Source organism: Amphritea atlantica, from assembly GCF_018860855.1.
Taxonomy (GTDB): domain Bacteria; phylum Pseudomonadota; class Gammaproteobacteria; order Pseudomonadales; family Balneatricaceae; genus Amphritea; species Amphritea atlantica_A.
The window spans coordinates 256,449-278,184 of the sequence record NZ_JAHKQE010000030.1; the positions used below are offsets into that span (position 1 = coordinate 256,449).

The window sequence follows — 21,736 nt, forward strand, 5'->3', positions numbered from 1 at the left end:
CCTCCTATGTTTGTAGATTCCCACTGTCACCTGGACAGACTGGATCTGTCTGTCCGAAATAATGAGCTGCAAGAGGTTATGGATGCAGCGGCGGCGAAAAATGTCTCCCGTATGCTCTGTGTTGCGATTGAGTTGCAACAACTTCCTGAAATGCTGCAAACCGTTAAACGTTTCGATAACGTTTTTGCCTCTGCGGGCGTTCATCCGCTACATGTCGTTGACGGTATGCCCGAAATAGCCGATCTGCTCGGTTATGCTGCTGATCCTAGAGTGGTTGCGCTGGGTGAAACCGGTCTCGATTACTTTTATCAGCAAGATAGTATTGAGCTGCAGCAAGAAAGCTTTATTCGTCACCTTAACGCGTCGGCAACATCTCGCCTGCCGGTGATTGTACATACCCGCGATGCCCGTGAAGATACTCTGTCGTTACTGCGCCAACATGCCGATCCCGAAGTAGGGGGCGTGTTGCACTGTTTCACTGAAAACTGGGCGATGGCGCAGCAGGCGATGGATCTCAACTATATGATCTCATTTTCCGGCATTATCACTTTTCGTAATGCGGCTGAGCTGCGCGAAGTGGTTCGGCAAGTGCCGATGGAAAATCTATTGATCGAAACAGATTCTCCCTATTTAGCGCCGGTGCCGTACCGTGGCAAACCTAATGAGCCTCAGTATGTGGTCGAAGTGGCGCAATGTGTGGCGGACATTAAAGGGCTGCGTATTGAAGAGGTGGCTGAAATAACCAGCCACAACTTCGATCGTATGTTTAATAAGGTCACTCAGACTGGGTCATGAGCTATTCGATGCCGATCAGTTATATTGAGCCGGTCTACCGGCCACCTAGCGAAGCGAATTCATTGATTCTGCAAGTCACGAATGGCTGCAGTTGGAACCGTTGTACTTTCTGTGAGATGTATATTGATCCCCAGAAAAAATTCAAACCAAAAAATGAAGCCGTACTGCTTGAAGAGATTCGCCGCTGTGGTCAGCAGCTTCCCGGTGTCAGGCGGGTTTTCCTAGGTGATGGCGATCCTATGGTGCTGTCGTTTCGGCGCTTAAAAACGATTCTGGAGGCTATTCGTACTCATCTGCCCAATGTGACGCGGGTATCCACTTATGCCTTGCCCTCTAATCTTAAACATAAGTCTGTTGAGGAGTTGCAACAGCTACGAGAGCTGGGTTTAAGCTTGATTTATGTCGGTGCTGAAAGCGGCGATGATGAAATCTTGCGTTGTATCGATAAAGGCGAAACCTTTCAAACGACGGCCGAGTCTCTGCTAAAGGCAAAAGAAGCCGGTATTAAAACATCGGTTATGCTGATAAACGGCCTGGGCGGGACGCGAATGAGCAATCAGCATGCGCTGTCGTCTGCCAAACTGATCAACCGAGTACAGCCTGATTACCTGGCAACGCTGGTGCTTTTCTCTCGGCGGGGTAATCAACGCGTGGCGCAGGGGTTTGGTGGCGATTTTACGGCCCTCAATCAGCGGCAGTTATTTGAAGAGATGGAACTGTTTTTATCAAATCTAAGGTTGGAGAAAACTATTTTTCGCAGCGACCATGCGTCAAATTTTTTGGTTTTGAAAGGAGTTCTTAACCGTGACCTTGAAATGATGCTTAAGCAGTTACGTAGCGCTATCGAAACGCCCGATCGGGTGTTTCTTCGTCAGGACTATCAACGGGGCTTGTAACGCCAACCAATCTACAACTTGAATCTAGCCATATACTTAAACAGCATAACGATTGGTTCTTTAGTCGTCGTTACATTGTAAAGTCGCTGCTTTATGCTTTTGTATAAGGTGCGTTGCTGATAGGTATATAATAAAAAGGAATATAAGATGAGAAGACCAGTCCGTATTGCAGTAACGGGTGCCGCGGGTGCCATTAGTTATAGTTTGTTATTTAAAATTGCTGCCGGCGAGATGATGGGTAAGGATCAGCCGGTGATTCTGCAGTTGATTGAGCTGCCGGGGGCGATGGAGTCGTTGCGTGGTGTTGCCATGGAGCTGGAAGATTGTGCCTATCCATTGCTACACACAATTACCCTGCACGATAACGTTGAAGAGGGCTTTTGTAACTGCCATTACGCATTGCTGGTAGGCGCACGTCCGCGTGGACCGGGCATGGAACGCAGTGATCTGCTGGAAGTGAATGCCGAAATCTTTGCCCGTCAGGGTAAGGCTCTAAATGATTTTGCAAACCGTGATGTTAAAGTGCTGGTGACCGGCAACCCGGCGAACACCAATGCACTGATTGCCAGTCGGAATGCGCCTAAGCTAAGCCCTTCTCAGTTTACCTGTTTGACTCGTTTGGATCATAACCGTGCTAAAGGGATGTTGGCCAGTCAGTGTGGTGTCACTGCCCGTGATATTCAGAATATCATCATTTGGGGTAACCACTCGCCCACTCAGTATCCAGACCTGCATCACGCCACGGTATTTGGTGCGCCTGCTATGGGGCAGATTGATACCGCTTGGTATCGGGATGAGTTTATTCCTCGGGTGCAAGAACGCGGCAGCGAGATTATTAAGGCTCGAGGGCTGTCGAGTGCTGCTTCAGCGGCGCAGGCCATTGTTGATCAGATGCATAACTGGTCACAGGGAACTGAGCCTGGTGAAATTGTTAGCATGGGGATCATCAGCGACGGTAGTTATGGCATTGAGAAGGGAATTTTCTTCTCATTCCCTGTGCGTTGTAACTACGGTCGTTATCAGATTGTCCATGGGTTGGATATCAGTGATTTCAGTCGTAAACAGCTGACTGCTACAGAGCTTGAGCTGCTGGAAGAAAAAGCAGTGATCAATCATCTGCTGCCAACAGAGACCGAAGAGTCACACATGAACTTGACGATCTGTCTGAAGTCAGGCGTTACTCTCTATGCCGACGGCACTGGGCCAGCTCCTGAAAGTAAGTTTTTGAATAATAGCCGAGTGCTTTAATTTTAGGTTTATTGAGTATTCCGCTGTTTATAGCCCTGCTAGAGTGACATGCTCTAGCGGGGTTTTTTATAGAGGATAAAGAACGATGGTTGAGATTATCAGTGTAACCACCCGTGGGCAGGGGTTATATGAGTTTACCGAGCAGGTTAATCGTCTCGTTAGTCGTAGCGCTGTGAAGGAGGGGCTTTGCAGTTTGTTGATTCAGCACACCAGTGCGAGCCTGACGATCCAGGAAAATGCCGATCCGAGTGCGCAACATGATTTAGAAAACTGGCTTAACCGTCTCGTGCCTGAGGGTGATCCCCTGTATACCCACCTGTCTGAAGGGTGTGATGACATGCCTGCACATATTAAAGCGGCATTAACGGCGACCACACTGTCGATCCCAATAATGGAGGGTCGTTTGCTGCTGGGGACTTGGCAAGGTGTGTTTTGTTGGGAACATCGCCATCATCATCAGGTTAGATGTATTGCGGCGCATATTGGTTAGGTTTTGCTTGAGTGAGTTGGTTTCGTGCTTGAGGTAGGTGCTTTTTTGGGCGCTATATAGCAGATAACCAAAGAAGGTCGAGCTAATCGAAGGTTATAAAAACAGCCCGTGGTGACGGCAAAGTCGCTTTAACGGGCTATCTTTTATGTCGCTTGATGTTGTCGAGAGTGATTGCAAATAGGTGCGCGGACTATGGCTCGGTTATCCGTTACTCTTCTGATGGAAGTTTAAAACCTGCCAACATCTTATCGAGGTCCAGTAGGATAATAAGGTGCTCTTCCCGATAGCATACCCCTTGAACAAACTGTCGCTGACTGTCTTCGCGCAGCACGCCTGGGGCGCGATCGGTTTCACTTTCCGGCAGGTTAATCACTTCATCAACGCCGTCGACCAAAATACCTAGTACTTCCTGATCATCAAATTCGACAACGATAATGCGGGTATTGTGATCGATCTCTTTGTCTTCTAGGCAAAAAAGAGTACGCGAACTCACCACCGTAACGACGCTACCGCGTAGGTTGATAATGCCCAGTACGCCATCCCGTGCGCCAGGAACCGGCGTAATGTCGGTGTAGCGCAACACCTCTTTTACCTGCATCACATCAATTGCATAGAGTTCATCGGCAATCGAAAAGGTCGCCCACTTACGATAGGCTTCCTGGCTCTCACCATTCTTTTTATGCAGATCGTACACGTTAGCGCTCAGTTCTGCCTGAATCTGCTGTAGTTGTTCTGCTGCGTCTTCAAGACCCATGGGTTGCTCTCTTATGCTATCTGTTTCAGCCAGTGCAGACTTTCAGTCGTGCTGACGGAAGGATTATATTCAAGGCTGGTAATACCTGAGTATCCCATATCATCCAGAGCTTGAAAAATATTGCTGAAGTTTAGTTCACCAGTTTGAGGTTCATGCCGCCCAGGTACATCGGCAAACTGGATATGGCCAATCTTATCGAGATTGTTCGTCAAGGTATGAATCAGGTTACCCTCCATAATCTGCATATGATAGATATCATACTGCAGTTTTATATTTGGGTGGCCTATCGCCTCAAATAATGCAAAGGCTTGTCGGCTGTTATTAACAAAGAAGCCGGGGATATCTTGAGTATTGATCGCTTCGACAAGCAGCTGAATGCCTGCTTCGGCCATCTGTTCAGCACAGAATGTTAGGTTGTCAATTAAGGTTTTTTCAATCAAATCGGCATCATAGCCAACCGGAGATATGCCAGATAATATATTGATATTAGGACAGTTTAGTTGTTTGGCATAGTCAATCGCTTGGGCTACACCTTCACGGAATTCAGACACTCGGTGAGGGTGGCACGCGATACCACGGTCGCCTTTTTGTGCATCGCCAGCGGGTGCATTTAAAAGCACAATCTGTTGATTGTTCTGCTTAAGTAAGTGGGCAATCTCGGTGGCGGCTAAGGCGTAAGGAAATTGAATCTCGACCTTGCTAAAGCCTTGCTCAGCGGCAGCAGAAAAACGTTCGGCTAAAGGCACCTCGGTGAATAGCATGCTTAGATTAACGGCAAAATTAGGCATATAACATAACTCTCTGTTGTTCTTATCGATATGGCTAAATCGGTGTTTAGTTGTTTTTATCGTTTGTGGAGTAGGGTGATTGTGTCGCTTTATCGTTTAACCGACGATCGCCATTGTCGATTTCCAGTTGTAGTAGTAAGCCGCTGTGATCGACCTCTTCTAAGCCGTTATCGACCAGCTTTTGGTATTGCTGATAGGTCTGTTCGACCAGCGGTAATTTTAGTTGTTCGCTATGGGCGGTATCTAAAATGGTCCGCAGATCTTTAAGCTGCACTCGAGAGGTCGCGCCAGGATTGAATTCACGATCGATCATTCGTTGCCCATGCAGTTCAAGAATGCGGCTGCCGGCAAAGCCACCGAGTAGCGCTTGACGTACGGCGGCAGGATCGGCTCCGCCTTCAGCGGCCAACAGCAGTGCTTCTGAAACCGCACCTATGGTAATGCCTACAATGGCTTGATTGGCACATTTGGCAAGCTGACCTGATCCGGCCGGGCCTATATAGGTGGCTTTCCCTAATGCTGAAAAGACTGCTTGGCAGCCTTCAAAGACGGCCGCATTACCACCGGCCATAATGGATAGGGATGCCTGTTCTGCACCGACAGTGCCGCCTGATACTGGCGCATCAAGGTAATTTACCGCCATGTTCTGCAGTTTTTCTGCGTGTTGGCGGGCCATCTCGGGAGGGATCGAACTCATATCAATTACCGTGCTGCCGGCTTTAAATTGCACTGCAGGCGTTGAGTTAAACAGCACCTGATCAACAATAGGGCCGTTCTCTAGCATGGTGATAATGATATCGGCATCGGCAATTGCTTCTGCTGGGGTATTGGCAACCTGTGCGCCTAAACAGACCAAAGCTTCAGCTTTACTGCGGGTGCGGTTCCATAAGCTGAGTTGGAAGCCCGCGGTTAATAAATGACTGGCCATAGGGCGGCCCATTAAGCCGATGCCCAAAAAAGCGATCCGCATCTTTAGTACTCCGTTATAGGCAGTTAGTGGGTTTTGGTAGTCCGGCAATCTTGCTGGCTAATTTGGCCGGACTGCCGGGAAATAGGCTCATCAGGTAGATGCTTTTACCCTTGTCACTACCCAGTTCGTTGGCGACGGCTTTGATCAGTGGGCGCATAGCCGGAGACATTTCGAACTGTTGATAGAACTGCCGCAGTACGCGCAGAATCTCCCAGTGAGCTTCCGTGAGTTGAATCGCTTCTTGTGCGGCTAGTTGTTCGGCAACCGCTTCATTCCAGTCATCTAGATGACGTAAATAGCCCTCAGGATCAACAGGGATCGTTTGCTCGTTAACCTGTAAGTATTGCTGCTCGTTGTTATCTGCTGTCATATTAGAACCAACTCACTACTTTGTTATAACGACAGCTCAACTCAACAAAGCCGTCGTAATCGATGGCACCGAAATCGGGATTAAGGTCATTCAAACCCCGCGCTAGAGCATCATTATTTAGCAAGTAACATTGTATTGTTCTGGGTAAACGGGTAAATCGTTCCGCATAGGCAGGCATGGCTGCGTATACGCCGTTTTCAATCAGCAGTAGCGCATCACCGTCGCTGATCGCCGATAGGCTATCACGTAGCGCGCTGCTTTCTGAGGGGGTTTTGTTAATCAAATGTAGTGTTGTCATCAGAAACTCAATACTTGATCTTGTTGTTTGATCAGCGCAGCAATGCCCTGTGAATCCAGCAGGGTGATATTTAATTTGATATCGCTGGGGCGGATGCCCCGTTGGTTTAGTGCTTGGCGACAAACGTACAGTTGGTCGATATCGTACATTTCCAGCATCGCAAGGTTTGCTGAAAGGTTTTTCTGACCAATGGCGCCCGCTTGGTGATCCGGTAGTAATTGCCATACCGCATCATCCATATATAGCAGACTAAGGGGTTGTTCAAATACCGATATGGTTAGGGCGACATCTAAAGCGTCTCGGGCGGCACTGCTACCGTAGGGGGCTTTGCGATTGATAATCAGGAATGATTTTTTTGTGTCACTCATGTTTTAAGCTCCAAACGTCACAACGCGGTCGGACACAATGCCAGCCTCGACCAGTTGCCCTAAGCCTGACAGGGTAAAATCTGGCGCAAGGTTGTGGCCACTTTTTTCATAGCGACGGGCCTCACCTTCATCCAATATTCCACGGCGTACAGCAGCGGCAATGCAGACGACTAAATCAAGCTGATGCTCCTGTGCCAGAGTGGTCCACTCAGCAGGAATATTGGTTTCGTCCTGGGGCGGTGCGGCGAGTGCTGTGCCACTGTGGACACCATCAGCATAAAAAAACACCCGATGAATCTCGTGTCCAAGCCTCAGAACGCTGCGGCTAAACTGCAAAGCGCTGGCGGATGCCTGAGAGCTGTACGGCGCGCCGGTAATAACGATTGAAAACTTCATAATGGTTTGATTTCTGTAAACTAAAAAAGCCCTGCAATCTTATCAGGATTGCAAGGCTTTGTGTGTGCTTTTCAGTCTAAGCGAAGTAGCTGTGCTTAGTCGTCGTTAAGGAATCCAACTAGGCTTAGTAGGTGGATGAACAGGTTAAATATGCTGGTGTAGAGGCTAACGGTGGCCATGATGTAGTTTGTGTAAGTGCCGTTAACAATGTTGCTGGTGTCATACAAAATAAAACCAGACATTAGCAGAACAACAGCAGCCGACAGTGCGAGATGCATTGCGCCAACGTTAACGCCAAACATTGGCAGAATCATCAAGGCAACCATAGCAACCAGTACTATGATTAGGCCAGCTGATAGGAATCCACCCATAAAGCTGAAATCTTTTTTGCTGGTCAGTACGTAAGCAGACAAACCTAGGAAGGTTGCTGCCGTCATACCCATCGCCGTCATAACGATCTCGCCGCCATTGGCCATGCCTAGATAGCGATTCAGGATTGGGCCTAGGGCAAAACCAAACAAACCGGTAAAAGCAAAAACTAAAGGTAGTGCCGCAGCGCTATTTTGTTTTTTACTGATAACGAAGGTTAAGACCATACCGAGGATCATTGCTCCCAAAGCGAAGATCATTGGTGGGTTGATGACCATAGAGATACCCGCAGTTACTGCACTGAACACCATCGTCATGGACAGCAGCATGTAGGTATTGCGAATCACCTTATTGGTCGACAGTACAGATTGCTCTGAACGGACGGTCATTGTATCGATATTACGCATCATATCCCTCTGAAAATTAAGGCTTTAGGTGCCGTTTAAGTTTATTGATAGGTTATATATATAGGTTTTTGTCAGTATTTCAACCATACAGGGAATATGTGTTAAATGCTTTATCCTGTTTAATGGCGATACTGATAACCTTTATCTCTTCATATATATGACCTGATCATGCCCGTTGGGTTCATAGGCAATGGGATAATTTATTGTTAAGCTGCCCGCCTTGATCTATTTAGGTAAGTTATAACGATGTACTCCATCAACGTCATCTTTGAAGATGAACACTATTTTGCAATCGATAAGCCCGCAGGATTGTTGGTGCATCCGAGTCCTATTGAGCGGCGCGCGCCTAATGCTGTTGCGTTGATCCGTGAACAATTAGGCATGAAAGCTTATACCGTTCATCGTCTCGATCGACCAACCTCTGGGGTGCTGATTTTTGCAAAATCATCGGAAGCCGCCAATAAGTTGAATATCTGTTTCGCCGAACGTCGTGTGCAGAAAACCTATCTGTGTGTCTGTCGTGGTTATACCGAAGAGCAGGACATTATTGATTATCCGTTGAAAGAGATTATCGATAAAGTGGCGGATAAGAGAGCGAATCCAAATAAGCCGGCTAAAGAGGCTGTCAGTGAATATCGACGCTTAGGTATAGTGGAGTTGCCCATTCCAGTCAGTAAATACCCCGCCGCACGCTATTCATTAGTCGAGGTAAAACCTAAAACGGGGCGTAAGCATCAGATTCGCCGCCACTTTAAACATATCTTTCACCCCTTGGTGGGCGATACCCAGCATGGCGATGGCAAGCATAATACGCTGTTTCGCGAGCATTTTGGTTTAGAGCGATTACTGTTGATGGCAACACAGCTTGAGTTTATCCATCCCTTTACCCAGCAGCCGGTCGTTATTAATGCACCGGTGACGGCATGGATTGATCAGTTGTTTTCACAATTTGGCTGGCAGGGATTGTACCCCGCACCTGATGAAAGCATAGAGCCGAGTGGTGATAATGCCGCTGACGAAATCAATATAACGCAATAAGTTGGATTTTCATCTTGGGCCTGTATTGCCTATAAAGAGTTATGTTTACCCACTAATTAAAGGCCTTATTAAAAACCTAAGGCCTAATTTCTTAAATACTCGAATAAAACTGATGGTTTAATGTCTTTTTCTAACTATTGTCTATTTGTTCGGTGGCACAAATTGCGTATCCTTGATCTTTATTAACACTCTCTTTTTACTACTCGTGATGGAATCACCTGAATGACCAACAACACCTCCTTCGCTGAGCGCCTGAACGCTCAGTCTGACAAGCTCAAAATCGGTATTATCGGCGCCATGGATGAAGAGGTCGAATTGCTGAAACAAACCCTGGAGGGTCGGCAGGAATATACCATCGCTGGTTATAGCCTCTATACGGGTACGCTGCACGGCGTTGATGTCGTACTGCTTAAGTCAGGCATCGGTAAAGTCAATGCCGCTATCGGTACGACCCTGATGCTACAAACATTTGAACCGACCTGTGTCATTAACACCGGTTCCGCCGGCGGTTTTGCTACAGAGTTAGAAGTCGGGGATGTGGTGATTTGTGATGAAGTGCGTCACCACGATGTTGATGTGACCATTTTCGGTTATGAGCATGGCCAGGTGCCTGGGTTACCAGCGGGCTTCACGCCGGATAATTTCTTGGCCGATGTTGCGCAGCGCTGTATTTCCCAAATGGTCGGCATTAATACGGTGAAAGGTTTAATCGCCACCGGTGATTCTTTTATGAACTGCCCCGAACGTGTTGCTCAGACCCGAGCGCTTTTTCCGACGATGAAAGCGGTCGAGATGGAAGCCGCTGCGATCGCGCAAACCTGTTATCAGTTTGATATGCCGTTTATCGTCATTCGGGCCTTGTCGGATATTGCCGGAAAAGAATCTAACCTTTCGTTTGACCAGTTCTTGCTGGTTGCAGCAAAACATTCGGCTGAGATGGTGATTGCCATTGTAGAGACCATTGCTAAAGAAGCCGCCTGATAGCCATTGTCTAATGCTGAAATTATCGACATACGTTAAAAAATAATATTAAAGAGCCACATACTATGACTAAATCTTTCTATCCGCCGCAGCGCACTTTAATGGGCCCAGGCCCTTCTGATGTAGATCCTCGGGTTCTTGCTGCATTGGCGCGGCCAACGATCGGTCACCTTGATCCTGAGTTCATCCGCATGATGGATGAAGTTAAACAGATGCTGCAGTATGCCTTTAAAACCGAAAGCCCGTTGACCATGCCCATTTCGGCACCGGGTTCTGCCGGTATGGAAGCTTGCTTTGTCAACTTGGTTGAGCCAGGTGATAAAGTCATTGTCTGTCAGAACGGTGTGTTTGGCGGTCGGATGAAAGAGAATGTCGAACGCTTTGGTGCGACCGCGATTATGGTGGAGGACGAGTGGGGCAAGCCTGTTGATCCTGCCAAAGTAGAAGCGGCATTTGCAGCCAATAGCGATGTTAAAGTATTGGCGTTTGTGCATGCGGAAACCTCAACTGGGGTGCTGTCTGATGCTAAAACGCTGTGCCAAATCGCCCGTAAGTATAACGCGTTGACCATTGTTGATGCGGTGACATCGTTAGGCGGCAGTGAGATAGATGTGGATGGTTGGGGTATTGATGCGGTGTATTCAGGCACTCAGAAGTGTCTTTCTTGCCCGCCGGGCATTTCGCCGGTCAGTTTTAATACCCGTGCTATTGAAGTGATTGAGCAACGTCAAAGCAAAACGCCTAGTTGGTTCCTCGATCAGAAATTGGTGATGGGCTATTGGGGTGGCGGCGCTAAGCGTGCTTATCATCACACGGCGCCGGTCAACTCTCTGTATGCTTTTCACGAATCCTTGGTCATGCTGGAAGAGGAGGGTTTAGAAAACGCTTGGGCCCGTCATCAGCATCATCACAATGCTTTGCGCGATGGACTCGAAGCGATGGGCATCGGCTTCCTTGTTGAAGAGCCGTATCGTTTGCCGCAACTAAATTCGGTGTTTGTCCCAGAAGGGATTGATGAAGCTAAAGTACGTAACCGCTTGTTGGATGATTACAGTCTAGAGATCGGTGCAGGGCTCGGTGCGTTGGCTGGCAAAGTATGGCGTATCGGCTTAATGGGCAGTGCCTGCAATAAGAAGAATGTCTTGCTCTGCTTGAATGCTTTAGAAAACACACTCTCGGCGATGGGCGCGGACATTAAAACCGGTAAAGCGATTCCCGCTGCTGAAGCAGTTTATAGCGCGAAGTAAGGTGTTATCTAATTCATCGTGTAATGATTGAGTCATCACACAACTTGCTAGAAAGCCTTAACATTCATCAAACAACGTCGACTCTATGAGTCGACGTTGTTTTCTTTCTGAACGCTACTAATCCTTGCTAGCGGTTGATCACCTTATGCCGTGATAAGTAAAGCGATATCTGATTTAGTCGGCGCACTTATTACTCTTGTATCATCTCGTGTACTGCTTTTAGATTGGCTGGGTGATCCCACTCACGAGCACCGACAATTTTTTCGATCAGCTCGCCATCAGCACTGATGAGAAAGCTTGAGGGCATGCCTGCTATTTTCAGCTGAGAAAATCCTTGGCCTTTACTATCCAAGTAAACAGGTAGATCGAAGTCAAAGGCTTGCTGGGCAAAAAACTGTTCTACAGTTGCGCTACTCTGGCCGAGATTAATAGCAATCACCTGAAACTTTTCAGGATCAAACTGCTGTTGTAGTCGCTGCAATGAAGGCATCTCCTCAACGCAGGGCGGGCACCAGGTGGCCCAAAAATTAACCAGCACCAAGCGGCCTTTGTATTGATTGAGGTCGGCCGAGGTGTCATCGAGATGGTTCACTTTGAGGTCGTCATAAAAAGACTTTGCCGCAAATGCTGCAGGGCTGAGCGCAGCACTGCATAGCATAATGATCAGCAGGGCAATAAAGCCATGCTTCTTCGATGGCCGTGTGTGGCTAGCTGAGGTGATGTGGGGTAATGGCATTTTTTAGCTCTAAAAATTAAAGGTGTTTGAATATATATCATTAGCATAGAATAGTCTGATCATAACAATAGTCAGCCTTAGGGTGGAGTGGAGAGCGTATGAAAGTTGCATTTATCGGTCTGGGAGTGATGGGCTATCCAATGGCGGGTCATCTGGCAAAAGCTGGACATGAGGTCACTGTTTATAACCGCACGGCAAGCAAAGCCGATCAATGGTGTCAGGAGTACAAAGGTAAAAGCGCTGTCACACCTGCCGAGGCAGCCCGTGATGCTGAGATTGTCTTTACCTGTGTAGGGAATGATAACGACTTGCGGTCAGTGGTTACAGGTTCTCAGGGCGTGTTTAGTAGCATGGCGCAGGGTGCGATTTTGGTTGACCACACCACCGCTTCGGCTGAAATAGCCCGAGAGCTGGCGATTGTTGCCGCAGAGCAAGGGCTAGAGTTTCTTGATGCGCCCGTTTCTGGCGGTCAAGCAGGTGCTGAAAATGGCGTGCTGAGTATTATGATCGGTGGTGAGCCTACCGTTTTTGATAAGGTGATGCCGGTAATCGATTGCTATGCAAAATCAGCTAAATTATTAGGTCAGGCCGGTTGTGGTCAGTTGGCTAAAATGGTCAACCAGATCTGTATTGCAGGGCTAGTGCAAGGGCTTGCTGAAGGGGTTCATTTTGCGAAGCAGGCGGGGCTTGATGCATCAGCCGTGTTTGATGTGATTCAGCATGGTGCTGCAGGTTCTTGGCAGATGACCAATCGCCATCAAACGATGATCGATGATCAGTTTGATTTCGGTTTTGCTGTCGACTGGATGCGTAAAGATCTCAAGATCACGCTAGATGAAGCGCGTAGCAATGGTGCTCAGTTGCCAGTCACCGCGCTGGTTGATCAGTTTTATGCGGAAGTACAAAAGCTCGGTGGTAATCGTTGGGATACCTCTAGTCTGGTTAAACGTCTTGAAAAGTAAGTAAAGCTTATTCATCGTTTAGGGCTAGGCTTTGAGCAGGACGGATGTCCTGCTTAGTAAACGGGTAAAAAGCACATACGGATGAATAGAGCTTTAGACTATTGTGCCTGAGAGAGGATGCTCTATAATCGCGCCTAATAACTAAAAAATATATAACCACATAAATTATCCGTCTTTAGTCATGACGGTAACACATGAGGACAGTTCTATGGCCGATAAATACAGCATGATCTCTTTCGTACCAAGTATGGTAATCGTTTCAGCAATGGTTGTAGGTTCTTTCGTTGCGATTTACTACCTACGCAAGTGCATGGCAAAAGATGCAGCGAAAGCGACCGAGCGCGTTAAGTAATTAAACGTGTTTTTTAAAAGCAGCCACAATGGCTGCTTTTTTTATGCTTGAAATTTGCCCGTCATATTTGTTAATGAGCGGCTATTAGCGCTTAAGATTCCAGCTATCCGGCACTATAAAGCCTCTATCCATTTCACGCCAAAGCCCCTCGTTAGAATCAAACTGTAGCCGAGCGATCAGTTTCGGGGTAGTGATATCATCGGTTCTCTCAATGAGTTCAGAGCAGGAGAGTGTTTCCTGAAAGCCGCACAGCGCTAATGCTAGCCAGCGAGGCTTCATCAGCATGACATACTGATATTCCGACCCCAGCGACTCAACGTCAGCGCCTCGAACCCACCACCCTTTTAAATGATCAGCACTAATAGGGGCAGGGGGGTGATAATCCAGCCAGTGGGCAAAGGGATAAAACAGATAACCTCGTAAGAGAAGCGAATGTTTTTCTGGGAGTAATCCTAGGGAGGTGGCGCGGTCTTTCCCTGCATCGGTATGCGATAGGCGCATCTGATGGTCGGTGAGTCGTTGCCATTTTTTGTCGAGCCGATCTGAACGATTGGGGCCAATAAAGTCCTCTAAAGCACAGTTCTCAGGGTCTTGTGAGGTGCATAGATAAAACTTTACCGCGGCTTCAAGATGAATTTTCATGCCCTCTTTAAGGGCCATTAAAAAGTCATATTCTCCTACCGTTGTTTTATCTCTTGAAACTTGTATATTGCACTTAAGATCAATGGGTTGAATAAATGATTGAATGTACATTCTAATCAAATCTTCAAAGTAGTAGCCGAGTCGAAACTTGGCTTGTTGGCGTAATGCGTTAATCAGTGGTTGAGGATTTTCATCGAGTTTTTGCAGGCGTTCATGAATAGCTGATTGATTAAATAACCAATCCGATGACTGGTCATCAGGCAGTGTCATTAACGAGGGACTGTAGATTAACCAGTGCAGATCTCGAATGATCTCATGTTGATAGGATAAACGTGATTGCAGGGGATCTGATTCAGAAAGGTGATCAGGATGACAACTTAAAGATAGGTTCATAGCTCAAATATTCACATTAAAGTGAAAAGCTCATAAAGTAATAAGATATCATTAACTCTACTCCACTTTTTTCAGGATGTCTCATGGCAGCAAATAAACGCGCGGTTGATTTGAATAATTTAGCAGCAGAACAAGATCGTCATCCCCTGATGAGCGACTCTGATATCAACACCATTATGCTCAATGGCGCTATGATCTCTCTTTCTAAACTTAAACGGGCGCAAAGCTTTAATGCGCGGCTCTATTATTATGCCGAGATCAGTGTTTATCTGGAAGTCAGTTTGTCTCGCGGTGCGGGCATCTCAGATGCAACCCGCCAGCAACTCGAAGAGATCCATCGAGAAGCGACCCATTATCATATGGATGCTAATAAGTTATTGAATCTTCTTGAGGAGTAGAAGGGCGGACAGTTAGAATAGCCGCATGAATGATACCCCTGATAATGACTCGCTGGCGGAGCTAAATAAGCAGCCGGAACAGCGCGATGATGACTCTTTTGATAGCAAGGGGTTTCTCTCCCGTTTGACGCGACGGCCAGGCATCTATCAGATGTTTAATCGTGCGGGTGAGATTCTCTATGTCGGCAAAGCCAAGAACCTTAAAAATCGTGTCAGTAGCTATTTTCGGCCAACTGGCCTGAATACCAAAACGCAGGCGTTAGTTAGCCGTATTGCGGATATTCAGGTTACGGTGACCAATAGTGAAACCGAGGCTTTACTGCTCGAACAAAATCTAATCAAGACGAATCGTCCGCCCTATAATATTCTATTGCGGGACGATAAGTCCTATCCATATATCTTCGTTTCTACTGGCCAAGAATACCCTGCGGTGCGCTTTCATCGCGGTGCCAAACGGCAAAAAGGCCGCTATTTTGGGCCTTTCCCCAGTAGCGGTGCGGTTCGTGATAGCTTGGCAATTATGCAAAGGGTGTTTCGTATTCGTCAGTGCGAAGAGAGTTTCTTTAAAAATCGTTCGCGCCCCTGTCTGCAATATCAAATCAAGCGTTGCAGTGCACCCTGTGTTGGCATTCCTACACCGGAGGCATATCAGACCGATATTCGTCATGCAATGATGTTTCTGGAAGGCAAAAATAGCCACATTATGGATGAATTAGCTTCTCAAATGGAGACAGCATCCAGTGCACTCAAGTTTGAAGAGGCGGCGATCTACCGAGATCAGATATCCAGCCTGCAGCAAGTACAAGAGCAGCAGCATGTGAGCGGTCAAACCGGCGATGCAGATGTGATTGGGTGTGCTCAGCAGTCCGGTTCGGTCTGTATGCATATGTTGTTTGTGCGAGGCGGGCGAATTATTGGCAGTAAGGTGTATCACCCTCGTTTTGGTATTGAAGAGACCACTACAGAGCTGCTGTCCGCTTTTATCGCGCAATGGTATCTAGCCGGAGGGCGAGAGATTCCACCGGTATTAGTGACCTTAGAGGAACCCGCGGATCGGGAAGTATTAGAAGATGCGTTAGGTGAGCGCAGTGGACGTAAAGTCACTTTGGTGCATCGCGTGCGCTCTGATAAGGCCGCTTGGCAAAAATTGGCGCAAACCAATGCCGAGCAAAATTTGCAGAGTCACTTGGCCAGTAAACAGAGTATCTACAATCGCTATCTGGCGTTACAGGAAGCGCTGCAGTTGGATTCGATTCCGCAGCGCATGGAATGTTTTGATATTAGCCATAGTTCGGGTGAAGCAACGGTGGCTTCCTGCGTCGTATTTGATCGCAACGGCCCACTGAAATCGGATTATCGCCATTTTAATATCGAGGGTATCACCGGCGGTGATGATTACGCTGCTATGCATCAAGCATTAACCCGACGCTATACCCGGCTGAAAAAAGGCGAAGGCAAACTGCCTGACATTCTCTGGATTGATGGTGGTAAAGGGCAGGTGACTCAGGCAGTGGAGGTGCTAGCCGAGCTGCAGATCGAAGAAGTATTGATTGTCGGAGTAGCCAAAGGTAGTGATCGTAAGGCGGGGCTGGAAACCTTGATTATGGGAGAGACGGGAGTCGAGATCGCTTTGCGGGCTGACTCACCGGCCCTGCATCTGATACAGTATATTCGAGATGAGTCACACCGCTTTGCGATTACCGGACACCGAGCACGTCGTGGTAAAGCCCGCCGTAAATCATCCCTTGAGGGAATTCCCGGCGTTGGCCCCAAACGGCGGCGTGAGTTGTTAAAGCATTTTGGCAGTGTTCAGTCTATTGAGACGGCAAGTATTGAAGAAATTGGAAAAGTCTCTACTATAAGCCGCAAAATTGCAGAAGATATATATGCTTCGCTACATCACGACCCCTAATGGTCGCACTATTTACACACAGCCACGTTGAACAGGAAAGTTGAACATCGATGAAAATACCCAATATCCTGACACTGTTGCGCATTGTTCTGATCCCAGTATTTGTTTTAATTTATTACCTGCCTTATGCCTGGGGACCGATGGCAGCGGCCTTTGTGTTTGCGTTTGCGGCGGTAACCGATTGGTTTGATGGTTATTTGGCGCGAAAACTAGACCAGGCATCACCCTTCGGCGCTTTTCTTGATCCCGTTGCCGATAAACTGATGGTGGCTACTGCGCTGGTATTATTGGTGGATACTTATTCGGTTTTTTGGATTACTGCACCGGCCATTGTGATTATTAGTCGGGAGATTGTGATTTCTGCATTGCGTGAATGGATGGCAGAGTTAGGTAAGCGAGCGAACATAGCGGTCTCTTATATCGGCAAGTTAAAAACGGCACTGCAAATGCTGTCAATCATGATTATGCTGGGCTTTGCGCCTTATACGATGTTGTCATGGATCGGTATCGGTGCGCTTTATCTGGCCTCGGTGCTAACCCTGTGGTCTATGTATATCTATCTAAAGGCGGCATGGCCGGATCTGACAGAAGATATCTGATCAATCGTTATACAGATCTAACTTGTTAATCTGATTGCACTTTTTTACTACTGAAAAGTTGTTGACATAAAAGGAGAGCTGTCTATAATACGCACCACTTCTTAGGAAGCACGCGGAATTAGCTCAGTTGGTAGAGCGGAACCTTGCCAAGGTTCAGGTCGTCGGTTCGAGCCCGATATTCCGCTCCATTTTGCGGTAACGCAAGATTGGATGGTAAGTAATTACCTTAGGCGCGGTGGCAGAGTGGTCATGCAGCGGACTGCAACTCCGTGAACGCCGGTTCGATTCCGACCCGCGCCTCCATTTAAATACTTACTAAAACAGTCACTTAGGTGGCTTTTTTTATGCCTAAAATTTACCTTCAGAATAACTCCGCAGATGACTTTCGAACACAAACGAAAGGGTGCTCAGCCACGTGGTAATCGTTCGGAGTTTTTGCCCCAGGTATCACTTGCTGCTTGATCTGTTATTTTGCAGCACTGGATTTTCGATATTCAGCCGGTCAGTCATAACATTGCGCCTGTTTTATTTGCTCATCACGTCTTAATCGTTTTTTGTACTCAATTTTTTAGTGCTGCGTTGTATTGATTTATTGGTGGTTCGTCTTAACGTCTAAAGATGGCAAATGCCTTTAAATTGAACAAAAAATAGACAGCTAAAGTTCTGTGTTAGACCTCCGCTTATCTAGTCCCTCAATATATCGAATGTGAATCAATCTTCGAGGCAAAGTTAGTAGGTAAAGCCCCCATAATTTTGATAACATTCTTCACATGAATAAAATTAATGTAGAACTGAGAGTGTAGAGCTGTTTTCCTGTGTCTCGGTTTTAACTCATTGTATTACCTAATGCTTGGCTTTAGTTGGGCTGCGTTATAAATGCACCCAGAATGCTTTTACTGCCAGTAGCCGTGATAGATGAATCGATTTCTAGTTATCGCTGTGCCATAGCGGTGCTTGTGTAACGTTTTGGGCGACAGAGTGTGATCAAGAATCGGATTGCATCATTCGTCATTAGGATAATACAACATGCGAAAGATCTTATTAGGCGCAAAAGTCTTTGCCCTTCAAGAAAGCGCTTCATGGATTAATATTTCCCATATCCAGCAGTCATTGACGGCGTTAAAAGCAGCGGATAGTGCCGCTTTCACCAAGGTGTGCGAGCTCGTTGATGTTTCAACGTCTCACGAAAAATCTGAACTGTTTTCATCTGAACTGCTCGAGCAAATAGCATCTAAAGAGCGGGTTTCTTATGCGCCAGAGGTTCAAGCACTGATTGCTGAACTAAAAACGCTAGGGATCTCTTTCGAATCTAATGTATCGGAGCTGTATTTCAATATTCGCAAGGGACTCTATAAATCCGTTGTCGCCAGCTTGGCTGAGATGAATGAGCTGCTGACTAGTCAGATATTTGATCAGGACGAAGCGGTAGAAGCGGTGAGTGACGCCGTGATGAAAATGTCATGGGCCGAGAAAGCGAATCGTCCTAGGGCTATTTTTTCATTCTTAGGTCCGCCTGCAACCGGTAAGACCTACATGGCGGAAATTCTGGGGTTGGGACTTCAGGGCTATAAAGTTAAGTCGTTTGATATGACCCAGCTGAACTCTGAAAAAGAGGGATTTGCCCTTGTCGGCCTGCGCAAAGGGTTTGAAAGTGCAGGGGAAGGTCAGCTGACTCAGTTTGTAAAAGACAATCCAAAGTCGATCATTATCTTTGATGAAGTAGAGAAGTCCCATACTCGGGTGCAAACATCACTCTTAAGAATGCTGTCAGCCGGATACCTAAAGGATGAATATAGCGGTGAAGAGGTGGATTTCAGGGAGACCATCATTATTTTCACCTCTAATTTGGGTAGCAGCCTCTACAGTAATCGCACCTTTACCAGCCAAACAGAAAACAATCCTCATCAAGCGCGAGAGACGCTACTTCAGGTGATTCGTAAAGAAACAAAAGTTGAGAATGGTAATACGGTTGCCGCGATTCCCCCTGAGCTGCTATCTCGGTTAGCCCAGGGCAGTGTTGTGCTGTTTAAGAAGCTATCGCTCACGGGTTTATCTAAGATTGCAACGCAGCTGCTGATTGATGATAGTCAGTCTTTTGAAAGCAAGCTCGGATTGGCGGTGCAATTTCAATCGTTAGAAACGTTAGTGCCGTTATTGGTGCTGAGATTTGCGCCAAGGTTTGATACCCGTGAGATGAAATCACGCATAGGAGATCTTGCATTTGACCCTATCACTGATTATTTGCTGCAACACCCAGATGTCAATGTAGAGCGTGTCATGATCTCCTTGAGCGAAAGCGCGGAGACTTTTCTTGCTGAGTTGGATTTTATCAAGTTACCGAACCTGTTGGTCACTAAGCATCAGCGGGTATTCTTTGATTTTGAGATCCATGAAAGCGATGGCGTGTTGTCTTTGCAATATACTAATGCTCGCATCGAAAAGTTGGCAAACGAGGATGACTTTAGCGATGCGTCAGGCATTCAGGTTGACCTACCTGATATTTCCTTTGAGCAGATCGCTGGCCATCACAAGATTAAAGCCCGCCTGAATGAGGTTATACATTTGCTTAAAGAGCGTGAGTATCTATCTCAGCAGGGGGTGCAGCCGCCTAAAGGTATGCTGCTCTATGGTGTGCCGGGTACGGGCAAAACCCTGCTGGCTAAAGCCTTTGCCCATCAAGCGGATTTACCTTTTCTCTCCTGTTCGGGTAATGACCTGCTTAATGAAGACTTTATTCGCAAGCTATTTGCTAGAGCGCGAGAATATGCTCCATCCGTTATTTTTATTGATGAAATTGATGCATTGCCGAAACGAGGAGCCGCAGGCCCCCAAGCCGATGCACTAGTGAATCGTATGCTTGTTGAGATTGATGGTTTTAGTGGTAATGATGATGACGTATTTATTATTGCTGCAACCAATCGAAAGGAGCTGATTGACTCGGCGATATTACGCTCCGGTCGTATCGATCTACACTATGAGGTGCCACAGTTAGATAAAGACGCACGTAGCTGGTTTATTGGTAAGATGTTGGAAAAAGAGATGTTTGATTCCAATATTGATATTGATCAGGTGCTATTGCTGACCGCGGGCTTTAGTGGTGCAGACCTGCAAAAAGTATCTCGTGAAAGTGTTCTGTTTGCCTTGCGTGAGGGGATGGAGCGGGTTGATCAGCAATGTCTCTTAGAACAGATTAATACGCTTAAGTATGGTCAGCCGTTAAACTTAGAAGATAGTCGTCAACATCTTGAAGAGACCGCTTATCACGAGGCGGCACATGCTGTGATTTCACATATTTTGCTGCCGGAGCGGCGTATTGAGCAGATTACCGTGGTTGCGCGTGCAGATTTTCTCGGCATGGTTTCCTATGATAACGAGCAAAGCCACGACTACACCCGATCCTTTCTATTTAATATGTCTTGCGTTGCTTTGGCCGGACGAGCGGCACAGTTGAAGCAGTTTGCTGAGCAAGGGCTGGATAGCGGCGCTGCGGGAGACCTTAAGCAAGCGATGCATTATGCCTGGCTGGCCATTGGTTGCTGGGGTATGGATGACAGTCTGTATAACCTGAATATTGAAGCGATGAGAGGTTATACAGATCATCCCTCTTATCAAAATAAAGTTGATGAAAGAATGGCTTGCTGGATAGATGAAGCAACGGCCAAAACCCACGAATTAGTGTCGCAACACTGGCCTAAAATTGAAGCCGTCGCTGAAGCCGTTTTAGATGAAGAAGTTTTAGATCAGATGAAATTTTGTAAATTAATGGAGAATTTTTAATGGCAATTACGTTAAATAAGCTTGAGCAGTATTTGGATGAGTTGGATTTTAATTATCAGCAGAAAGATGAGGATACACTGCTGACCGGTGCGAAGGATGAGAATGGGCAAGTCATGATTGTCATCCGCCTAATGGAAGATGGCGAATTCTTGCAAATTCGTACCGTCCAGCATCTAGACGATCTAGTCAAAGAGGCTAATGACGAAAATAGAGCAGCGCTACTCAGCTGGATGCTCTATAGAAACTATCAGACAAAACTGGGGGCGTGGGAATACGACCCGAGTGATCATGATCACCACATCAGCATTGGTTTTGGTATAGAGGACGGCGATTTAACGCTTAAGCAGTTCGCACGTATGCTCAATACGATCACCAAAAGTTGTGAAATAATTCCTGAAATGAAGCAGGTGCTAGGTGTCGAGGCTGAGATCGATCCTAAAGAACTTAAGCGCCAAGAGCTACTCGCTCAATTGGCTGCTCTAGATGGCAATACCGGCATTTAATTTGACGATTGTTTACCTAGGTCAAACCCGTGTGTTTGGCCTTATTT

Annotated in this window: 24 protein-coding genes and 2 tRNA genes; 16 read left to right on the forward strand and 10 right to left on the reverse strand. The window is 46.9% G+C overall.

Translation table 11 applies throughout. The features are described from left to right. The first annotated feature begins 6 nt into the window (after positions 1-6). The 4 genes from KO512_RS14525 (at position 7) to KO512_RS14540 (ending at position 3,429) form a co-directional block, all read left to right on the forward strand. Positions 7-795, forward strand: coding sequence for a TatD family hydrolase (locus KO512_RS14525; RefSeq protein WP_215953067.1), 789 nt, complete (start codon positions 7-9; stop codon positions 793-795). 8 nt (positions 796-803) lie between these two features. After that, positions 804-1,691, forward strand: a complete 888-nt coding sequence (locus KO512_RS14530) for a radical SAM protein (protein ID WP_252735031.1) — start codon at positions 804-806, stop codon at positions 1,689-1,691. 147 nt (positions 1,692-1,838) lie between these two features. After that, entirely contained in the window at positions 1,839-2,939 is a 1,101-nt protein-coding gene (locus KO512_RS14535) for a malate dehydrogenase (RefSeq protein ID WP_215953069.1), read from the forward strand. A gap of 85 nt (positions 2,940-3,024) precedes the next feature. Then, positions 3,025-3,429 (forward strand): secondary thiamine-phosphate synthase enzyme YjbQ, encoded by a 405-nt coding sequence (locus KO512_RS14540; protein ID WP_215953070.1) that lies wholly within the window; start codon positions 3,025-3,027, stop codon positions 3,427-3,429. Positions 3,430-3,637: 208 nt separating this feature from the next. Here KO512_RS14540 and KO512_RS14545 read toward each other — a convergent pair whose 3' ends face one another. From KO512_RS14545 to KO512_RS14580, 8 genes are all read right to left on the reverse strand, one after another. Further along, positions 3,638-4,183 carry a chemotaxis protein CheW gene (locus KO512_RS14545; RefSeq protein ID WP_436792279.1) on the reverse strand — a complete coding sequence of 182 codons (546 nt, stop codon included), beginning with the start codon at positions 4,181-4,183 and terminating at the stop codon, positions 3,638-3,640. 11 nt (positions 4,184-4,194) lie between these two features. After that, positions 4,195-4,971, reverse strand: coding sequence for a hydroxypyruvate isomerase family protein (locus KO512_RS14550; RefSeq protein WP_215953071.1), 777 nt, complete (start codon positions 4,969-4,971; stop codon positions 4,195-4,197). Between the two features lie 46 nt (positions 4,972-5,017). Then, positions 5,018-5,941, reverse strand: a complete 924-nt coding sequence (locus KO512_RS14555) for an NAD(P)-dependent oxidoreductase (protein WP_215953072.1) — start codon at positions 5,939-5,941, stop codon at positions 5,018-5,020. A gap of 13 nt (positions 5,942-5,954) precedes the next feature. After that, positions 5,955-6,311, reverse strand: coding sequence for a TusE/DsrC/DsvC family sulfur relay protein (locus KO512_RS14560; RefSeq protein WP_215953073.1), 357 nt, complete (start codon positions 6,309-6,311; stop codon positions 5,955-5,957). A gap of 1 nt (position 6,312) precedes the next feature. Next, entirely contained in the window at positions 6,313-6,609 is a 297-nt protein-coding gene (tusB, locus tag KO512_RS14565; protein ID WP_215953074.1) for a sulfurtransferase complex subunit TusB, read from the reverse strand. Beyond that, positions 6,609-6,977 carry a sulfurtransferase complex subunit TusC gene (gene tusC, locus KO512_RS14570; protein ID WP_215953075.1) on the reverse strand — a complete coding sequence of 123 codons (369 nt, stop codon included), beginning with the start codon at positions 6,975-6,977 and terminating at the stop codon, positions 6,609-6,611. The genes tusB and tusC overlap by 1 nt, the downstream gene beginning before the upstream one ends. Before the next feature lie 3 nt (positions 6,978-6,980). Next, positions 6,981-7,373, reverse strand: coding sequence for a sulfurtransferase complex subunit TusD (tusD, locus tag KO512_RS14575; protein WP_215953076.1), 393 nt, complete (start codon positions 7,371-7,373; stop codon positions 6,981-6,983). A 95-nt stretch (positions 7,374-7,468) separates the two neighbouring features. Next, positions 7,469-8,149, reverse strand: a complete 681-nt coding sequence (locus KO512_RS14580; protein ID WP_215953141.1) for a Bax inhibitor-1/YccA family protein — start codon at positions 8,147-8,149, stop codon at positions 7,469-7,471. Between the two features lie 246 nt (positions 8,150-8,395). Here KO512_RS14580 and KO512_RS14585 point away from each other — a divergent pair, with 246 nt between their 5' ends. From KO512_RS14585 to KO512_RS14595, 3 genes are all read left to right on the forward strand, one after another. Then, on the forward strand, positions 8,396-9,187 hold the full coding sequence (locus KO512_RS14585) for a pseudouridine synthase (RefSeq protein WP_215953077.1): 792 nt from the start codon (positions 8,396-8,398) through the stop codon (positions 9,185-9,187). 222 nt (positions 9,188-9,409) lie between these two features. Then, complete coding sequence (gene mtnN, locus KO512_RS14590) at positions 9,410-10,168, forward strand: 5'-methylthioadenosine/S-adenosylhomocysteine nucleosidase (RefSeq protein WP_215953078.1); 759 nt, start codon at positions 9,410-9,412, stop codon at positions 10,166-10,168. Between the two features lie 65 nt (positions 10,169-10,233). Then, positions 10,234-11,415 carry a pyridoxal-phosphate-dependent aminotransferase family protein gene (locus KO512_RS14595; RefSeq protein ID WP_215953079.1) on the forward strand — a complete coding sequence of 394 codons (1,182 nt, stop codon included), beginning with the start codon at positions 10,234-10,236 and terminating at the stop codon, positions 11,413-11,415. 190 nt (positions 11,416-11,605) lie between these two features. Here KO512_RS14595 and KO512_RS14600 read toward each other — a convergent pair whose 3' ends face one another. After that, a complete protein-coding gene (locus KO512_RS14600; RefSeq protein ID WP_215953080.1) occupies positions 11,606-12,151 on the reverse strand; it encodes a TlpA disulfide reductase family protein in 546 nt (181 codons plus the stop codon). A gap of 98 nt (positions 12,152-12,249) precedes the next feature. Here KO512_RS14600 and KO512_RS14605 point away from each other — a divergent pair, with 98 nt between their 5' ends. After that, a complete protein-coding gene (locus tag KO512_RS14605; RefSeq protein ID WP_215953081.1) occupies positions 12,250-13,113 on the forward strand; it encodes an NAD(P)-dependent oxidoreductase in 864 nt (287 codons plus the stop codon). A 208-nt stretch (positions 13,114-13,321) separates the two neighbouring features. Then, on the forward strand, positions 13,322-13,465 hold the full coding sequence (locus KO512_RS14610; protein WP_215953082.1) for a hypothetical protein: 144 nt from the start codon (positions 13,322-13,324) through the stop codon (positions 13,463-13,465). 84 nt (positions 13,466-13,549) lie between these two features. Here KO512_RS14610 and KO512_RS14615 read toward each other — a convergent pair whose 3' ends face one another. After that, the gene (locus tag KO512_RS14615) at positions 13,550-14,500 is read right to left on the reverse strand and encodes a DUF1853 family protein (protein WP_215953083.1); all 951 of its coding nucleotides are present in this window, start codon (positions 14,498-14,500) and stop codon (positions 13,550-13,552) included. A gap of 83 nt (positions 14,501-14,583) precedes the next feature. Between KO512_RS14615 and KO512_RS14620 the strand changes: the two genes are divergently transcribed. The 7 genes from KO512_RS14620 to KO512_RS14650 all read left to right on the forward strand — a co-directional run bounded on the left by KO512_RS14620 (position 14,584) and on the right by KO512_RS14650 (position 21,689). After that, positions 14,584-14,898 (forward strand): excinuclease ABC subunit C, encoded by a 315-nt coding sequence (locus KO512_RS14620; RefSeq protein WP_215953084.1) that lies wholly within the window; start codon positions 14,584-14,586, stop codon positions 14,896-14,898. Between the two features lie 25 nt (positions 14,899-14,923). Next, the gene (gene uvrC, locus KO512_RS14625; protein ID WP_215953085.1) at positions 14,924-16,810 is read left to right on the forward strand and encodes an excinuclease ABC subunit UvrC; all 1,887 of its coding nucleotides are present in this window, start codon (positions 14,924-14,926) and stop codon (positions 16,808-16,810) included. A gap of 50 nt (positions 16,811-16,860) precedes the next feature. Then, positions 16,861-17,409, forward strand: a complete 549-nt coding sequence (gene pgsA, locus KO512_RS14630) for a CDP-diacylglycerol--glycerol-3-phosphate 3-phosphatidyltransferase (protein ID WP_215953086.1) — start codon at positions 16,861-16,863, stop codon at positions 17,407-17,409. 112 nt (positions 17,410-17,521) lie between these two features. Beyond that, positions 17,522-17,597: transfer RNA gene (locus KO512_RS14635), tRNA-Gly, on the forward strand. Positions 17,598-17,638: 41 nt separating this feature from the next. Beyond that, a tRNA-Cys gene (locus tag KO512_RS14640) sits at positions 17,639-17,712 on the forward strand. A 723-nt stretch (positions 17,713-18,435) separates the two neighbouring features. Then, positions 18,436-21,186 carry an AAA family ATPase gene (locus KO512_RS14645; RefSeq protein ID WP_215953087.1) on the forward strand — a complete coding sequence of 917 codons (2,751 nt, stop codon included), beginning with the start codon at positions 18,436-18,438 and terminating at the stop codon, positions 21,184-21,186. Beyond that, positions 21,186-21,689 carry a YbjN domain-containing protein gene (locus KO512_RS14650; protein ID WP_215953088.1) on the forward strand — a complete coding sequence of 168 codons (504 nt, stop codon included), beginning with the start codon at positions 21,186-21,188 and terminating at the stop codon, positions 21,687-21,689. Before KO512_RS14645 ends, KO512_RS14650 begins: the two co-directional genes overlap by 1 nt. Positions 21,690-21,736 lie beyond the last annotated feature (47 nt).

What these genes read in the sequence shown, in the direction of transcription:
- KO512_RS14595 (WP_215953079.1), top strand. Translation starts at nt 10,234, where the DNA reads ATGACTAAATCTTTCTATCCGCCGCAGCGCACTTTAATGGGCCCAGGC.
- KO512_RS14580 (WP_215953141.1), bottom strand. Translation starts at nt 8,149, where the DNA reads ATGCGTAATATCGATACAATGACCGTCCGTTCAGAGCAATCTGTACTG.
- KO512_RS14525 (WP_215953067.1), top strand. Translation starts at nt 7, where the DNA reads ATGTTTGTAGATTCCCACTGTCACCTGGACAGACTGGATCTGTCTGTC.
- uvrC (WP_215953085.1), top strand. Translation starts at nt 14,924, where the DNA reads ATGAATGATACCCCTGATAATGACTCGCTGGCGGAGCTAAATAAGCAG.
- KO512_RS14650 (WP_215953088.1), top strand. Translation starts at nt 21,186, where the DNA reads ATGGCAATTACGTTAAATAAGCTTGAGCAGTATTTGGATGAGTTGGAT.
- pgsA (WP_215953086.1), top strand. Translation starts at nt 16,861, where the DNA reads ATGAAAATACCCAATATCCTGACACTGTTGCGCATTGTTCTGATCCCA.
- KO512_RS14645 (WP_215953087.1), top strand. Translation starts at nt 18,436, where the DNA reads ATGCGAAAGATCTTATTAGGCGCAAAAGTCTTTGCCCTTCAAGAAAGC.
- tusD (WP_215953076.1), bottom strand. Translation starts at nt 7,373, where the DNA reads ATGAAGTTTTCAATCGTTATTACCGGCGCGCCGTACAGCTCTCAGGCA.
- tusB (WP_215953074.1), bottom strand. Translation starts at nt 6,609, where the DNA reads ATGACAACACTACATTTGATTAACAAAACCCCCTCAGAAAGCAGCGCG.
- tusC (WP_215953075.1), bottom strand. Translation starts at nt 6,977, where the DNA reads ATGAGTGACACAAAAAAATCATTCCTGATTATCAATCGCAAAGCCCCC.
- KO512_RS14600 (WP_215953080.1), bottom strand. Translation starts at nt 12,151, where the DNA reads ATGCCATTACCCCACATCACCTCAGCTAGCCACACACGGCCATCGAAG.
- mtnN (WP_215953078.1), top strand. Translation starts at nt 9,410, where the DNA reads ATGACCAACAACACCTCCTTCGCTGAGCGCCTGAACGCTCAGTCTGAC.
- KO512_RS14615 (WP_215953083.1), bottom strand. Translation starts at nt 14,500, where the DNA reads ATGAACCTATCTTTAAGTTGTCATCCTGATCACCTTTCTGAATCAGAT.
- KO512_RS14620 (WP_215953084.1), top strand. Translation starts at nt 14,584, where the DNA reads ATGGCAGCAAATAAACGCGCGGTTGATTTGAATAATTTAGCAGCAGAA.
- KO512_RS14585 (WP_215953077.1), top strand. Translation starts at nt 8,396, where the DNA reads ATGTACTCCATCAACGTCATCTTTGAAGATGAACACTATTTTGCAATC.
- KO512_RS14530 (WP_252735031.1), top strand. Translation starts at nt 804, where the DNA reads ATGCCGATCAGTTATATTGAGCCGGTCTACCGGCCACCTAGCGAAGCG.
- KO512_RS14550 (WP_215953071.1), bottom strand. Translation starts at nt 4,971, where the DNA reads ATGCCTAATTTTGCCGTTAATCTAAGCATGCTATTCACCGAGGTGCCT.
- KO512_RS14540 (WP_215953070.1), top strand. Translation starts at nt 3,025, where the DNA reads ATGGTTGAGATTATCAGTGTAACCACCCGTGGGCAGGGGTTATATGAG.
- KO512_RS14605 (WP_215953081.1), top strand. Translation starts at nt 12,250, where the DNA reads ATGAAAGTTGCATTTATCGGTCTGGGAGTGATGGGCTATCCAATGGCG.
- KO512_RS14610 (WP_215953082.1), top strand. Translation starts at nt 13,322, where the DNA reads ATGGCCGATAAATACAGCATGATCTCTTTCGTACCAAGTATGGTAATC.
- KO512_RS14545 (WP_436792279.1), bottom strand. Translation starts at nt 4,183, where the DNA reads ATGGGTCTTGAAGACGCAGCAGAACAACTACAGCAGATTCAGGCAGAA.
- KO512_RS14555 (WP_215953072.1), bottom strand. Translation starts at nt 5,941, where the DNA reads ATGCGGATCGCTTTTTTGGGCATCGGCTTAATGGGCCGCCCTATGGCC.
- KO512_RS14535 (WP_215953069.1), top strand. Translation starts at nt 1,839, where the DNA reads ATGAGAAGACCAGTCCGTATTGCAGTAACGGGTGCCGCGGGTGCCATT.
- KO512_RS14560 (WP_215953073.1), bottom strand. Translation starts at nt 6,311, where the DNA reads ATGACAGCAGATAACAACGAGCAGCAATACTTACAGGTTAACGAGCAA.